The 13,343-nt window shown below is 70.1% G+C and carries 12 protein-coding genes and 1 tRNA gene; 7 read left to right on the top strand and 6 right to left on the bottom strand.

Annotation, left to right across the window (positions count from 1 at the left end):
* Nucleotides 1–14: 14 nt before the first annotated feature.
* A complete protein-coding gene (locus tag J4Z35_RS00355) occupies nt 15–575 on the bottom strand; it encodes a dienelactone hydrolase family protein (RefSeq protein WP_074045737.1) in 561 nt (186 codons plus the stop codon).
* 95 nt (nt 576–670) lie between these two features.
* On the opposite strand from J4Z35_RS00355, the gene J4Z35_RS00350 reads away from it, so the two are divergent.
* The 6 genes from J4Z35_RS00350 (at nt 671) to J4Z35_RS00325 (ending at nt 6,183) form a co-directional block, all read left to right on the top strand.
* Nucleotides 671–1,318, top strand: coding sequence for a hypothetical protein (locus tag J4Z35_RS00350; protein WP_062256046.1), 648 nt, complete (start codon nt 671–673; stop codon nt 1,316–1,318).
* A gap of 33 nt (nt 1,319–1,351) precedes the next feature.
* Nucleotides 1,352–2,119 carry a MerR family transcriptional regulator gene (locus tag J4Z35_RS00345; RefSeq protein WP_074040166.1) on the top strand — a complete coding sequence of 256 codons (768 nt, stop codon included), beginning with the start codon at nt 1,352–1,354 and terminating at the stop codon, nt 2,117–2,119.
* A gap of 236 nt (nt 2,120–2,355) precedes the next feature.
* The gene (tmk, locus tag J4Z35_RS00340) at nt 2,356–3,162 is read left to right on the top strand and encodes a dTMP kinase (RefSeq protein WP_074040167.1); all 807 of its coding nucleotides are present in this window, start codon (nt 2,356–2,358) and stop codon (nt 3,160–3,162) included.
* Nucleotides 3,159–4,340 carry a DNA polymerase III subunit delta' gene (locus J4Z35_RS00335; RefSeq protein WP_074040169.1) on the top strand — a complete coding sequence of 394 codons (1,182 nt, stop codon included), beginning with the start codon at nt 3,159–3,161 and terminating at the stop codon, nt 4,338–4,340. Before tmk ends, J4Z35_RS00335 begins: the two co-directional genes overlap by 4 nt.
* Before the next feature lie 23 nt (nt 4,341–4,363).
* Nucleotides 4,364–5,929 (top strand): alpha/beta hydrolase, encoded by a 1,566-nt coding sequence (locus J4Z35_RS00330; RefSeq protein WP_083603862.1) that lies wholly within the window; start codon nt 4,364–4,366, stop codon nt 5,927–5,929.
* Nucleotides 5,930–6,109: 180 nt separating this feature from the next.
* Nucleotides 6,110–6,183, top strand: a tRNA-Thr gene (locus J4Z35_RS00325).
* Between the two features lie 116 nt (nt 6,184–6,299).
* Here J4Z35_RS00325 and J4Z35_RS00320 read toward each other — a convergent pair.
* The 5 genes from J4Z35_RS00320 to J4Z35_RS00300 all read right to left on the bottom strand — a co-directional run bounded on the left by J4Z35_RS00320 (nt 6,300) and on the right by J4Z35_RS00300 (nt 11,996).
* Nucleotides 6,300–8,021, bottom strand: a complete 1,722-nt coding sequence (locus J4Z35_RS00320; RefSeq protein WP_115296947.1) for an AMP-binding protein — start codon at nt 8,019–8,021, stop codon at nt 6,300–6,302.
* Nucleotides 8,022–8,081: 60 nt separating this feature from the next.
* A complete protein-coding gene (locus J4Z35_RS00315; RefSeq protein ID WP_062256035.1) occupies nt 8,082–8,690 on the bottom strand; it encodes a response regulator transcription factor in 609 nt (202 codons plus the stop codon).
* 55 nt (nt 8,691–8,745) lie between these two features.
* Nucleotides 8,746–9,954 carry a sensor histidine kinase gene (locus J4Z35_RS14785; RefSeq protein WP_200829302.1) on the bottom strand — a complete coding sequence of 403 codons (1,209 nt, stop codon included), beginning with the start codon at nt 9,952–9,954 and terminating at the stop codon, nt 8,746–8,748.
* Between the two features lie 106 nt (nt 9,955–10,060).
* Nucleotides 10,061–10,909 carry an ABC transporter permease gene (locus J4Z35_RS00305; RefSeq protein WP_131941707.1) on the bottom strand — a complete coding sequence of 283 codons (849 nt, stop codon included), beginning with the start codon at nt 10,907–10,909 and terminating at the stop codon, nt 10,061–10,063.
* Between the two features lie 166 nt (nt 10,910–11,075).
* Nucleotides 11,076–11,996: an ABC transporter ATP-binding protein gene (locus J4Z35_RS00300; RefSeq protein WP_131941705.1), complete on the bottom strand. Its 921-nt coding sequence runs from the start codon at nt 11,994–11,996 to the stop codon at nt 11,076–11,078.
* Between the two features lie 161 nt (nt 11,997–12,157).
* Between J4Z35_RS00300 and J4Z35_RS00295 the strand changes: the two genes are divergently transcribed.
* Nucleotides 12,158–13,285 carry a hypothetical protein gene (locus J4Z35_RS00295; protein WP_208065250.1) on the top strand — a complete coding sequence of 376 codons (1,128 nt, stop codon included), beginning with the start codon at nt 12,158–12,160 and terminating at the stop codon, nt 13,283–13,285.
* Nucleotides 13,286–13,343: the final 58 nt, after the last annotated feature.

The raw sequence follows: 13,343 nt of genomic DNA, 5'->3' as shown, positions 1-13,343 counted from the left end.
TGGGGCATCGTCTGTCAGCGGATGAACGCGTCGAACGCGGCGATGCTCGCGTCGCATGCGGCGGCGTCACCGTCAGGGGTGGCGAGGTCGGTGAAGAGGTGGCCTTCGCCGGGTGCGACGACGTCGTCGAACGGCGCGCCCGAGGTGGTGACGGCGTCGCGCAGCGCGGTGACGTCGGGTTCGCTGATGAACGGGTCGACGGCATGGCGATGCACCTGGACAGGGACGCCGCTCCAGGTTCCGTCGCGCGGCGCTTCGACGTTGTGTAGGAGCACCGCGGCACGCGCGTCGGGTCGCTTCGCCGCGAACGCCTGAGCGAAGAACGCGCCGAGCGAGAAACCGGCGAGGACGGCGTCGGCGGGCGCGTCGTCGAGTGCCGTGCGCGCATGATCCATGAGGGCGCGAACGCCCACGGCGTCGCGGTGGGCGAGCCCGTCGTCGGTCGAGACGAACACGTGCCCGTCGTAGTAGTCGGGGGTGACGACGACGTGGCCGAGCCCGCGCAGGGCGTCAGCGAAGTCGAGGACGGCCGTGCGCAGGCCGAGCGCTGAGTGGAACAGGACGATGTGAGCCATGGTCCCAGTGTCGTTCTTGAACGTGTTCAAAACATGCGAGGATGGGTGAGAGATGCGGCGCCGATGGGCGCGGCAGGACGACCGGGAGAGACATCGTGGCGAAGATGCTCGGCGCAGGAATGACGGGGGCGGGCGCGTCGAGCGCCGGCTCGCTTTCGGGGTCGCGAACGTCCGTGTGGCACACGGGCGGGCGGGCCGCCGTCATCGGTGTGGGGTCTGTGGCGGCGGGTTTCGTCGTCTCGTCGGTCGCTGTCGCCGTCGCCTGGGTCCGCGGCCCTGCCGATGCCTACTCGCCCGCGAACTGGCTGAGTGACGCCGGGCTGGCGCTGGCGCTGCCGTGCGCCGTCATTGCGTGGGGCCTCGCGGCGTGGTCGTTGCACCTGACACGGGGGCTCACGATGGGGGCGCGGCAGTTCTCGCTCGTGCTGTGGGGCGCGGCGACGCCGTGCGTCTACGGCTTTCTCGCGATGCTCTCGTTCGGTGTGTTCGGTGGCGACTGGGCCGGTGGCGGGCTCTTCTGGTCGGCGACGACCCTGATCGGCTTCTGCATCTGGTTCGTCACGTTGACGCCGATGTTCATCATGCTCATCGCACGGCCTCTGCTCTCGCGCGACCCGGCGACGGTGCCAGACTTGCCCGGGGCCGCTGCGGTGAACGGTCGCGACGAGCGCGACGAGGACATCGAAACCGGGATGATTGGCGCGCGCGCCTGCCTGCGAGAGGTCTTTCGGCGCGAACCTTGACCCTGACTTGACGTGAGGCGATGGAGTGAGGTCATGACCGACGAACTGACGGTGGGGCAGGTGGCGGCACGTTTCGGCGTCACCGTCCGCACGCTGCATCACTACGACGCGATCGGGCTCGTGCGTCCGAGCGAACGTGGCTGGAACGGATACCGGCTGTACACGCCGGCGGACGTGCAACGCCTCGCTCGGGTCGTGCTGCTACGGCGCCTCGAGATGCCGCTCGCGGACATCGCCGAGGCGCTCGACGAACCGGCCGTGCTGGCGGCACTCCTCGTCGAGCACAGGGAAGCGGTCATGGCCAGGCGCGACGAGCTCGATGCGCTGGTCGACGCGATCGACACCGCACTCACATCGGAGGCAACCATGAGCAAATATCAGATCAGCAGCGCCGAGATGAAGGAGATCTTCGGCACCGGTTACGACGAGGCGTACGACGTCGAGGCGCAACAGCGTTGGGGTGGGACGGAGGAATTCGCAGAATCCCGGCGCCGCGCCAAGAGCTACGACAAGGCGACCTGGCATCGCATCAAGGCCGAGTCGGACGAGGTGTTGGCGGCATTCGCCACGGCGATGCGTGACGGCGCGGCACCCGGCAGCGCGCAGGCCGACGCCGCAGTTCAGGCGCACCGCGACCAGATCGAACGCTGGTTCAATCCGGTGCCTCTGCCGATGCTCCGGGGGATGGGCGCCATGTACAGCACCGACCCACGCTTCGCGCAGACCTACGACGACGTCGAGCCCGGCCTTGCCGCGTACGTCACGGAGGTGGTCGCCGCCTACTGTGACAGCCGGGGCTGACGGTCGACACGCGTCCCTCTCGCCGGGGCCGTGCTGCCGGCGGGCGTGGACCGCTGCCCGACTTTTGTGCATCTGCACGAGGAATGTGCCGCATATTCCTCGTGCAGATGCGCAAAAGTCGCGCAGCTGGCAGGCGGCGCTTGTCGCGACCCCGTACGGTGGCCCAGCGACGCTCCCCAGCAGGCGATTTCTGCGAGTTTCCGGGGTTGTCGGACGCACTGGGTAGGGTGAGCGCCATGCCCGACGACCTGCGCCTCGACGTCGAAACGCTGCGCGCCTCGAGTGACGTCATCAGCGACGCCACGACCGACGCCGTCGCAGATGTCGACGCCAACACCAAGGGCGCACCAAGTGTCAGCACCGCAGCCGGCGACGAGGTCGCGGCCGACGTGGCCGCGCACGGGCTGTTCGTCACGTTCGAAGGTGGTGACGGCGCGGGCAAGACGACGCAGATCGAGCGTGCCGCTGCGTGGCTGCGTGAACTGGGCCGTGAGGTCGTCATCACGCGTGAACCGGGCGGTACCCCGCTGGGCGTGGAGATCAGGCGGCTCCTGCTCCATGGCGACGACGTCGCGTCGCGCGCCGAGGCCCTGCTCTACGCCGCCGATCGGGCGCACCACGTCGAGACGCTCGTGCGACCGGCCCTCGCGCGCGGTGCGGTAGTGCTGCAGGATCGCTACATCGACTCCTCGATCGCCTACCAGGGCGCCGGTCGTGCGCTGGCCGCCGACGACGTCGAGTCCATCTCACGCTGGGCGACGCGCGGGCTGACGCCGGACGTCACGGTGCTCATCGACGTCTCGCCCGAGGTCGCGCGCGAACGTCGCGGCGCGCGCGGTGCCGAAGACAGGCTCGAACGTGAGGCCGACGACTTCCACACCCGCGTGCGCGAGCACTTCCTCTGCCTCGCCGCGCGCGACGAGGCGCGCTACCTCGTCCTCGACGCGGGTCGCTCGCGCGACGACCTCACCGCCGCCGTCCGCACACGACTCGAACAGCTCCTCGAGAGCGGCACGACGCGCGCATCAGGCGGCCCCTCATGAGTGACGTCGCGACGACCCGCCGGGTGCCGGGCGTCGGCGAGGGCGTATGGCGTGATCTCGTCGGTCAACAGGAGGCGGTGCGCACGTTGAGCGAGGCCGTCGGCGACGCCCGTCGCATGACGCATGCGTGGCTCATCACCGGCCCGCCCGGCTCGGGCCGTTCCAACGCGGCTCGCTCGTTCGCTGCCGCGCTCGAGTGCCCGCAGGGCGGGTGCGGGGAGTGTCGCGAGTGCCGGACGACGATCGACGGCTCCCACGCCGACGTGCAGATCGTCTCGACGAGCGGCCTCACGATCCAGGTGCGCGAAGCGCGCGATCTGGCGTTGCAGGCGCAGTCGTCGCCGACGGTCGGGCGCTGGCGCGTCATCGTCATCGAGGACGCCGACCGTCTCACCGAACGCGCCGCCGACGCGCTGCTCAAGGCGCTCGAAGAACCCGTCCCGCGCACCGTGTGGCTGCTGTGCGCGCCGAGCGTCGAGGACGTCATCGTGACGATCCGCAGCCGTTCACGCCACGTCCGCCTGCGCATCCCGCCGCCCGACGACGTCGCCGAACTGCTCGTGCGCCGCGACGGCGTCGACCCCGCCATGGCGGCGTACGCGGCACGCGCGGCGCAGTCGCACATCGGCATCGCGCGGCGCCTGGCGCGTGACGAGGGGGCGCGCATCCGGCGGCGCGAGACGATCCTGCTCGCGCTGCGTATCCGCGGGCTCGGCGACGCCATGAAGGCGGCAGCTGATCTCGCCTCGATCGCCGAGGACGAGTCGGGCGCATCGTCGGGGGAGCGCAACGCCGCCGAGAAGGCCAAGCTGATGGAGCAGCTCGGCGCCGACCCGAGCGCGCGCACGCAGCCGCCGCACGTGCGCTCGGCGATCAACCAGCTCGAGAAGGAGCAGAAGACGCGGGCGACGCGTTTCGGTCGTGACGTCATCGACCGCGCCCTCGTCGATCTCGCCTCGATATATCGCGACGCGCTCGTGGTGCGCTGGGGCGATCCGGTGCCGCTCGTGAACGCCGACATCGTCGACGACGTCGGCCGGCTCGCGCGCGCGTTCACCCCCGAAGGGCTGCTGCTCGCGCTCGACGCCATCAGCACCGCGCGTGAGCGCATCGCCGCCAACGTCCCCCCGCTGCTGGCCCTCGAAGCCATGTGCATCTCGCTCGAACTGCCCTCATGAGGCAGCCGGATAGGAGTCGCCCCGTGAAGCACATCGCGCGCTCGCGCCTGACGCAGGTGGCCGCGCTCGCGGCTGCGTCGATGCTCGCCGTCGGTGGGTGCAGCACGTCGTCTCCCACCTCGTCGGCGTCGTCGGACCCATCGGGCGGCGGCGCTGCGTCCGCCTCGTCGGCCGCGGGAACGGCCGCGACCGGTCCGCTCAGTGCGTTCTACACGCAGCAGCTCGACTGGAAGAGCTGCGACGATGGCGAGTGCGCGAAGCTGCGCGTGCCCATCGACTACGCGAAGCCGAGCGGCCCGAGCATCGAGGTCGCCGTCAACCGCATGAAGGCGACAGGGACGAAGAAAGGCTCACTCGTCGTCAACCCCGGCGGCCCCGGTGGCTCGGGCGTCGACTATGCCGCGGCGGCCGACCAGATCGTCAGCAGGTCGGTGCGCGACAGCTACGACATTGTCGGGTTCGACCCGCGCGGTGTGCAGCGTTCGGCCGCGATCACGTGCGTCGACGACGCGACGCTCGATCAGTTCATGGGTTCCGACCCCTCACCCGACGACAAGAGCGAGCAGAACGCGCTGCTGGCCGGCGACAAGAAGCTCGCCGACGCGTGCAAGAAGAACGCCGGCCCGCTGCTCGGCCACGTCAGCACCGAGGAGGTCGCGAAGGACATGGACGTCCTGCGCGCGGCTCTCGGCGAGCAGAAGTTGAACTTCCTCGGCAAGTCGTACGGCACGATGCTCGGCGCGACGTACGCCGACCTGTTCGCGAAGAACGTCGGGCGCATGGTGCTCGACGGCGTCCTGCCGCCCGATCTGACGATGCAGCAGATCAACGAGGGGCAGGCGACCGGCTTCGAGAAGGCGCTCGACGCCTACCTCGCCGATTGCGTCTCGGGCGGCAAGTGCCCGCTCGGGTCCGACGCCGCGTCCGCGAAGAAGAAGCTGCAGACCTGGCTCGCCGGCCTCGACGCCAAACCCATCAAGGCGAGCGGCGACAAGCGGCTCAGCACCCTGACGGAGGGCTGGGCGATCAACGGAATCGCCGCGTCGCTCTACGACCAGGCGAAGTGGGGTGAGCTGACGCAGGCGCTGCGCAGCGCACTCGGTGGTGACGGCACGCAGCTGCTCAACGCGGGCAAGAGCTACGCCGAGCGCAACGACGACGGCACGTACCAGAGCAACATGATGCAGGTGCTCAACGCCGTGACGTGCCTCGATCGGCCCGCGCCGACCGGCGGCGTGGCCGAGTACGAGAAGGACGCGGAGGCGTTCTCGAAGAAGGCGCCGACGTGGGGCAGGCAGATGGCGTGGGCCGGCGCGGTGTGCGCCGACTGGCCGGTCAAGACCACGGGCAGACCGCACGAGGTGAAGGCGGCCGGGTCGGCGCCGATCGTCGTCCTCGGCACGACCCGTGACCCCGCGACGCCGTACGAGTGGAGCGAACGCCTCGCCGGTGAACTGCAGAACAGCCGTTTCATCAGCTACGACGGTGACGGCCACACCGCCTACGGGCGCGGCTCCCAGTGCGTCGACAATGCCGTCGACCACTACCTCGTCGACGGCTCCGATCCTGCGAAGAAGACCACCTGCTGAATCGGGCTGACGGCGCGTCCTACGCCGGGCGCACCGAGCCGCCGTAGGCGCCCAACCATGGGGAGGCGCCGCGGCTGCTGGGGTTGGTGCCCCCTGGGGCAGCGAGCGGGCGGGATTGGCGCCCCCCGCGCCGCTCGTGTAAAGTTTTGCCTCGCTGCCGGAGATATCCGATCAGCGGTTGCCGCTTTAGCTCAGTCGGCCAGAGCGTCTCACTCGTAATGAGAAGGTCGTCGGTTCGATTCCGACAAGCGGCTCCGAAGAAAGGCCCCCGAAGATTCGGGGGCCTTTCGCGTGCCCGGGCCGGCCGGCGATCCAGCCCGCCCACGAGAAGCACCGGTACAGCGGCGAGCGCCACGTCGGCCGTCGCAGGTCAGTGCTCGAAGTCGTCGTCGCGGAACTCGCCGTCGGGGCGCACGTCGTTGCGGGCGAGGTCGTTCTCACGACCGCGGAGTTCGACGCGGCGGATCTTGCCCGAGATCGTCTTGGGCAGCTCGGCGAACTCGAGTCGGCGCACACGCTGCCAGGGCGCGAGTCGCTCGCGGGCGAAGGCGAAGATGCTCTCGGCAGTCGCCGCATCCGGCGAACTGCCTTCGACGAGAACGAGATACGCCTTCGGGACGGCGAGTCGCACGGCGTCGGGGGCGGGCACGATCGCCGCTTCGGCGACGGCAGGGTGCTCGATGAGCACCGACTCCAGCTCGAACGGGCTGATCTTGTAGTCGCTCGCCTTGAACACGTCGTCGGTGCGCCCGATGTAGCTGATGTACCCCTCGTCGTCGATCGCGGCGACGTCGCCCGTGTGGTAGAAACCGCCCGCCATCGCGTCGGTGTTGCGGGCCTCGTCGCCGAGGTAACCCGTCATGAGTGGCAGGGGGTGGGCGGCGAGGTCGAGGCAGATCTCGCCCTCACCGGCGCCGTCGAGCCGTTCGCCGCTCAGCGGATCGACGATGACGACGGGCACGCCCGGCAGCGGGCGTCCCATCGACCCGGGCTTCACCGCCGAGCCGGGCGTGTTGCCGACGGCGGCCGTCATCTCCGTCTGGCCGTAGCCGTCGCGGATCGTCAGGCCCCACGCCCGTTCGATCTGCGTGATGACCTCCGGATTGAGCGGTTCACCCGCGCCGATCAGTTCGCGCAGCGCGCCGCGCCCACCGGTCAGGTCGGCGTTGATGAGCATGCGCCACACCGTCGGCGGCGCACAGAACGTGGTCACCTCGCGGGCGCGCAGTTGCTGCAGCAGGGCGGCGGGGGAGAAGCGCGTGTAGTTGTAGACGAAGATCGTCGCCTCGGCGATCCACGGCGCGAAGAAGCACGACCATGCGTGCTTCGCCCATCCCGGGCTCGAGATGTTGAGATGGACGTCACCGGGGCGCAGACCGAGCCAGTACATCGTCGACAGGTGACCGATCGGGTAGGAGGCCTGCGTGTGCTCGACGAGCTTGGGGCGACTCGTCGTGCCGGAGGTGAAGTAGTACAGCAGCGGATCGCCCGGCGCGGTGCCCGGGTGCTCGGTGGGCGGGACGTCGCCGACGCGGCGATACGCCCCGTGCAGGTCGGACCACCCGTCCGCCGCGCCGACGCTGAGCCGCGTGTACTCGCCCGGCACGCCCGAGAACTTGTCGACGTCGCCCGCGTTGGCGACGACGTGCCGCACCCCGCCGCGCGCGATGCGGTCGCGCAGATCGGCGGGCCCGACGGCCGTCGTCGTCGGCATGATGATCGCGCCGAGCTTCATGACGGCGAGCATGAGATCCCACAGTTCGATCTGGTTGCCGAGCATGAGGACGACAGGGTCACCGCGCCTCACGCCCTGCTCTGCGAGCCACGTGGCGACGGCGTCGGAGCGGCGCGCCATCTCGTCGTACGTCACTTCGAGCGACGAACTGTCCTCCTCGACGATGACGATGGCTGTGCGGTGGTTGCCGCGCGCGACGGTGTCGAACCAGTCGATCGCCCAGTTGAAGCGGTCGCCGACATCGGGCCACGTGAACGTCGCCACAGCGTCGTCATGGCGTCCGCGCAGCTCGAGGAGTGAGTCGCGCGCGGCGCGGTAGGCCTCGGTGGGGGAGAGGTTGGAGGCGGTGGTCGTCATGGGACGACATTGCCAAATGCGAGCCCGGTTACTGCGTGGTACGTGTGAAGTGGGTCACGTTCACAGCCACCCGTTCTCCTGCGCGATGCGCACGGCATCGGCGCGGGTGCGTCCGCTCGTCTTGCCGATGGCTGACGACAGGTGGTTGCGCACCGTGCCCTCCGACAGGAACACGGCGCGGGCGATATCGGCCACGGTGCCGCCGGCTGCGGCGGCGCGCAGGACGTCGAGTTCGCGTGCCGTCAGCGGTGATTCGCCGAACACGAGACTGTCGGCGGCGAGCTGCGGGTCGACGACACGCAGGCCCGCGTGGACGCGGCGCACGGCGTCGGCGAGTTGCGTCGCCGGGGTGTCCTTGACGACGAACCCCTGCACCCCCGCCTGCATCGCGCGCCGCAGGAAGCCGGGCCGACCGAACGTCGTGACGATGAGGATCTTCACCGCGGGCAGCGCCTGACGCAGCGCGGCGCTCGCCTCGAGGCCGTCCATGCCGGGCATCTCGACGTCCATGAGGACGACGTCCGGCGCGTGCTCGCGGCACGCGTCGAGCACCTCGTCACCCCGCCCGACCTCGGCGACGACCTCGAGGTCGCTCTCCAGATCGAGCAGTGCCGCGAGCGCGCCACGCACCATCGCCTGATCGTCAGCGATGAGAAGTCGGATCGTCATGGTCGGCCTTTCGTCGTCGTTCCCCGCAGGGCGAATCCACCTGCGTAGGCGCGCCTCACTCGACGCCCCGTCGCTCGGCAGCTGCGCCGTCGTCGGTGCCCGAGGCCGGCGCATCACGCGTCAACACGTCCAGCGTGAACCCGTCGTCGCTGCGCGTCTCGACGACGGCACCGACGGCCGCGGCGCGTTCGCGCAGACCCGTGAGCCCGTTACCGTCGCCGGCGTTCGCAGCAGCGCCACGACCGTCGTCGCGCACACTCAGACGCGTCGGGGAGAGAGCGATCGTCACGTGCGAGGCGCCCGCGTGGCGGATGACGTTCGTCGTCGCCTCGCGCACGGCCCAGGCGAACAGTTCACGCAGGTCGGGGGAGACGTCGTCGACGTGGCGGGGCAGGTCGACGGCGATACCGGCGTCGGCGAATGCCCTTCTCGCCCGGGCGAGTTCGCCCGACAGCGACATCTCGCGATACCCCGAGACGGTCGTGCGCACGTCGGCCAATGCCCCGCGCGCCAGCTGCTCGAGCTCCGCGATCTGCGTCTTCGCCTTCTCGGGATCGACGTCGACGAGCTTGCCCGCGAGCTCCGCCTTCATCGTGATGACGGTGAGCGAATGACCGAGGATGTCGTGCAGATCGCGCGCCATCCGGTTGCGCTCGTCCTGCACGCGCAGCAGCGCTGCATCCTCGCGGGCCGCTTCCGCGTCGCGTGTGCGTTCGGCCGAGAACGCGCCGAGCCCGGAGGCCAGCCCCGACGCCACGGCCGCGAACAGCAGGCCCGGCTGCAGCGACGAACCGGTGAGCGCGTGGCTGAGCGACGCCGTCGCCGTGACGACGCTGAGCGCGAGCGCCGCGCCGAGCAGCGGCGTCATCCCGAGCATGAAGATGACGAGCGAATACGGCAACAGTGCGAAGGCGTCCTGGCCGATGAGGGGCGCTGCGCTCAGCATGCAGGCGGCGACGACGAGCGCCGACGTCGCGACGACGGCCTGCGTCGAGCGGGTGCGCGGGGTGCCGCTCCAGAGCCGACGCATCGTCGCCGCGATGACGGGGACATAGACGGCCGCGCCCGCAAGCAGCAGCAGGGCGCCGGCGGTGCGGCGGCCGCCGTCGGCGATGTTCTCCGTGACGGGTTGCACGAGGAAGATCAGCCAGAACACGACCCAGAACCAGGCGAGCATGCCGCGGGTGCGCGCGCGCCGGGCGCCGACGTTGCGGGTGCGGGCCTGCTCTCGAGGCCAGGCCAGGGCGGGTCGTCGCGGGCTCACGTGGCCCAACCTATCCGGGTCGCACGGGCCTGGTGGCGGATCGTGCACGCCGCCGTGCTGGCCGGCAGAGTCTCGATCCGGCACCGGGCGTCGGGGTACGCGTTGCTCACACGCGCGCCGTGTCGCGACGGAAGCTCCAGGCGGCGCCACCGATGAACAGCAGGCCCCACGCGACGAGGTTGAGCGCCCACACGAGGTGGAAGCTGCCGTGACCGCCCGACGTCGTGAGCGACAGCGGCCACTGGGCGAGCTTGCCGATGCCGTACATCGGCGTGAACTGGGCGAAGTGATCGAACGTCGAGCCGTCCTTGATCGGGAAGAAGATGCCGCCGAGCATCGACATGATGGCCATGAGCCCACCGAGCATCTGCATGACGGAATCACTCGGCAGCAGGTATCCGAGCAGCAACCCGAGCGCCGCGAACACGAGCGAACCCGCGACGATGACGGCGCCCGCCTCGAGCCACGACAGCACGTCGGCGTGCGCCTTGCCCGAACCGAGACCGGCCGCGAACGTCACGCTGACGGCGATGAGCGCCATGACGATCGCGGCGATCATCTTTATGACGATGTACGCGACCGGTTGCAGAGGCGTCAGGCGCAACTGCCGGGACCACCCCGCCGCGCGCTCGATCGAGACGCTCGCGCCGGCGCTGGTGGCCGCCATGATCGCGCCGTACAGCGCCATGTTCACCATGAGATAAGCGTTGACGTTCGCGACCACACCGTTGCCGATCACCTGATCGCCCTCGGAGATCGAACTCGCGACGAAGACGAACATCGCGATGGGGAAGATGAGCGTGAAGATCAAGCTGCGCCTGTTGCGCAGCACCCGCCTCAGCTCCAGGCCCATGACGCGGGCGTTGAGGCCGCTGCCTCGCGGCGCTCGACGCTCCGACGGGTCGAGGGGCGCGCCGTCGAGACGCGGGGTGAAGGTGCTCGTCGTGGTGGACATGGCAGACCTGCTTTCGAGAGGGGCGCTCGTCCTCTGCGTGCAAATGCACCCGGGTGCATCTGCACGCAGAGAACAGGGTGCCGACGTGGTCGGGATGGGGAGCGAGAGGTGAAGTGAGGAAGCGCGAGAGAGGGTGAGAACCCGAAGGGGTGAGGGGGAAAGGCCGTCAGCGGGACACGGTGGCGCCCGCTTCGGACGGCGAGGTCAGCTCGACGAAGGCGTCCTCGATGCCGCGCGAGGTGATGTCGAGGCTGTGCGCCGTTGTGCGCGTGAGGAGTTCGCGTGCGACGGCGTCGCTGTCACTCGTGTGGACGACGATCTGGTCGCCGTGGACGTCGACGCCCGAGACGCCCTCGATCGCCTCGACGAGGGCGATGTCCGCGTCGGGCCAGGTCGCGCTCACGCGTCGGCCACCGCCCGCTGCGCGGATGTCGCTGCTCGAGCCGTCGGCGACGATCTCGCCGTCCCGCATGACGACGACGCGGTCGGCCCACGCGTCGGCCTCCTCGAGGTAGTGGGTGGCGAACAGGATCGTTCGGCCGCGCGCGGCGTCGGCATGGATGGCCTCCCAGAAGGCCCGGCGGGCGTTGACGTCCATGCCTGTCGTCGGTTCGTCGAGCACGATGAGCGCGGGGTCGGGCACGAGCGCCATCGCGAACCGCACGCGCTGCTGTTCGCCCCCGGAGCACTTGCCGAGGCGCCGGTCGGCGAGGTCGGTGATGCCGGCGGTGGCGAGGACGTCGTCGACGGGCCGGGCGTCGGGGAACAAGGCGGCGACGTACTCGACGCTCTCGCGCACCGTCAGATCCTTGAGCAGTCCGCCGGTCTGCATGACGGCGGCGACGAGGCCACGCGCGACGGCCGCGTGCGGCGTCATGCCGAAGACGGTGACGTTGCCCGTCGTCGGTTCGCTCAGGCCGAGGATCATGTCGATCGTCGTCGTCTTGCCCGCGCCGTTGGGGCCGAGGAACGCGACGACCTCGCCGGGCGCGATCTCGAGGTCGACCCCACGGACGGCCTCGACGCGCCCGTGCTTGCCGGGGAAGGTCTTCGTCACGCCGGTGAGGGTGATGGCTGCGTTGTTCATGCCTCCAGCCTCGTCGCGGTGGGCGGAGCGGGCCTCGGGCGGACGTCACGACCGCGCCATGACAAGTGTCACGAGTCGACGCTGCGGCGGCGGCCGGCCGTCAGTATCGGCGGTTCAGGGGTCACGCTTCACCGCGAGATCGCGCGTGACAGAGTGAAGGCATGCCCAGTCCGCCGACGAAACCGACGCGTAGCCCTGTGACGAAGGCGGGCGCGGGCACCGCTGTCGGCTGGATGAGTGTCGCCGCCGTCATCACGATCCTCGTGACGCGCGGCTACCTGCTCGCGACGGGTTACCCGCAGGTTGGCGGCGAGATCTTCCACATCGCACACGCCGTGTGGGGCGGGTTGCTGCTCATGATCGCGTTGACGGTCGTGCTGTCCCTGGCCAATCGGTGGGCGACGGCGTTCGCCTCGATCGCGGGTGGCATCGGCGTCGGGTTGTTCGTCGACGAGATCGGCAAGTTCATCACGAAGGACAACGACTACTTCTTCCCTCTCGCCGCGCCCCTGTGCTACGCGATTCTCGCGGCGCTCGGGGTGGCCGCGATGCGGGTGGGCTCGCAACGGCCGCCCCACGCTCGCAATCACCTCTACGCCGCGCTCGAACTCATGAAACCGGCGGCTGACGGGCCGCTCACGCGCAGCCAGGTCGAGACGATCGAGGGTCACCTCGACGCCGTCAGGCGCGACGAGCCGACGGGGCAGGAGCGCGCCATCGCCGAGGGGCTGGCGCAGGCTCTCGACGTGGCGCGAAGCCAGGCCGTCCCCGATGACGAGCGTCGCGTCGGGCGGATGATGGAGCGTCTCGACGCGGTCGAGGAGCGGCTGCTGCCGCCGAGCCGTCAGCGCAAGCTGAGCCGTCTCGCGCTGGGCGTGCTCGCTGTCGTCGGTGTCTTCGCCGGTCCGGGCGTGTTCGTCTACTCGCTGTGGCAGGCCTACGGCCCGGACGCCGTCAGCGGCCACAACAGTCTCCTCGGCGACCACCCGGGCAAGGTCGCGTGGACGGCCGCGAGCGTCGCCGCGCTCATCGGCACCGTCGCCGCGTTCTTCGCCTGGCGAGCGGTGAAACGACTCGGTGACGGCAGCAGCAGCCTCGCCGACGGCGCCCGCTGGGGCATCGCGGCGCTTTTGCTCATGCTCGGCGGCGTCAACCTGCTCAACGCCTACTTCAACCAGTTCCTCGTCTTCATCAATGCCTGCCTCGAGGCGGGTGTCGTCGGGCTGCTCGCCCGCGTGAAGAGCCGCGCCGACAAAGCCGCGAAGACGTTGGGGCACGACCACTCCTGACGGCGGCCGGACTCCGTGGTAGCGCGCTTGCACGCACGAACGGAGACGGCCGGGCGCA

The organism is Dermacoccus sp. NHGro5, assembly GCF_017565385.1.
In the GTDB taxonomy this organism is placed as follows: domain Bacteria; phylum Actinomycetota; class Actinomycetes; order Actinomycetales; family Dermatophilaceae; genus Dermacoccus; species Dermacoccus nishinomiyaensis.
The sequence above is the reverse complement of the archived record's forward strand: the minus strand, read 5'-3'. Positions and strand labels throughout refer to the sequence as shown.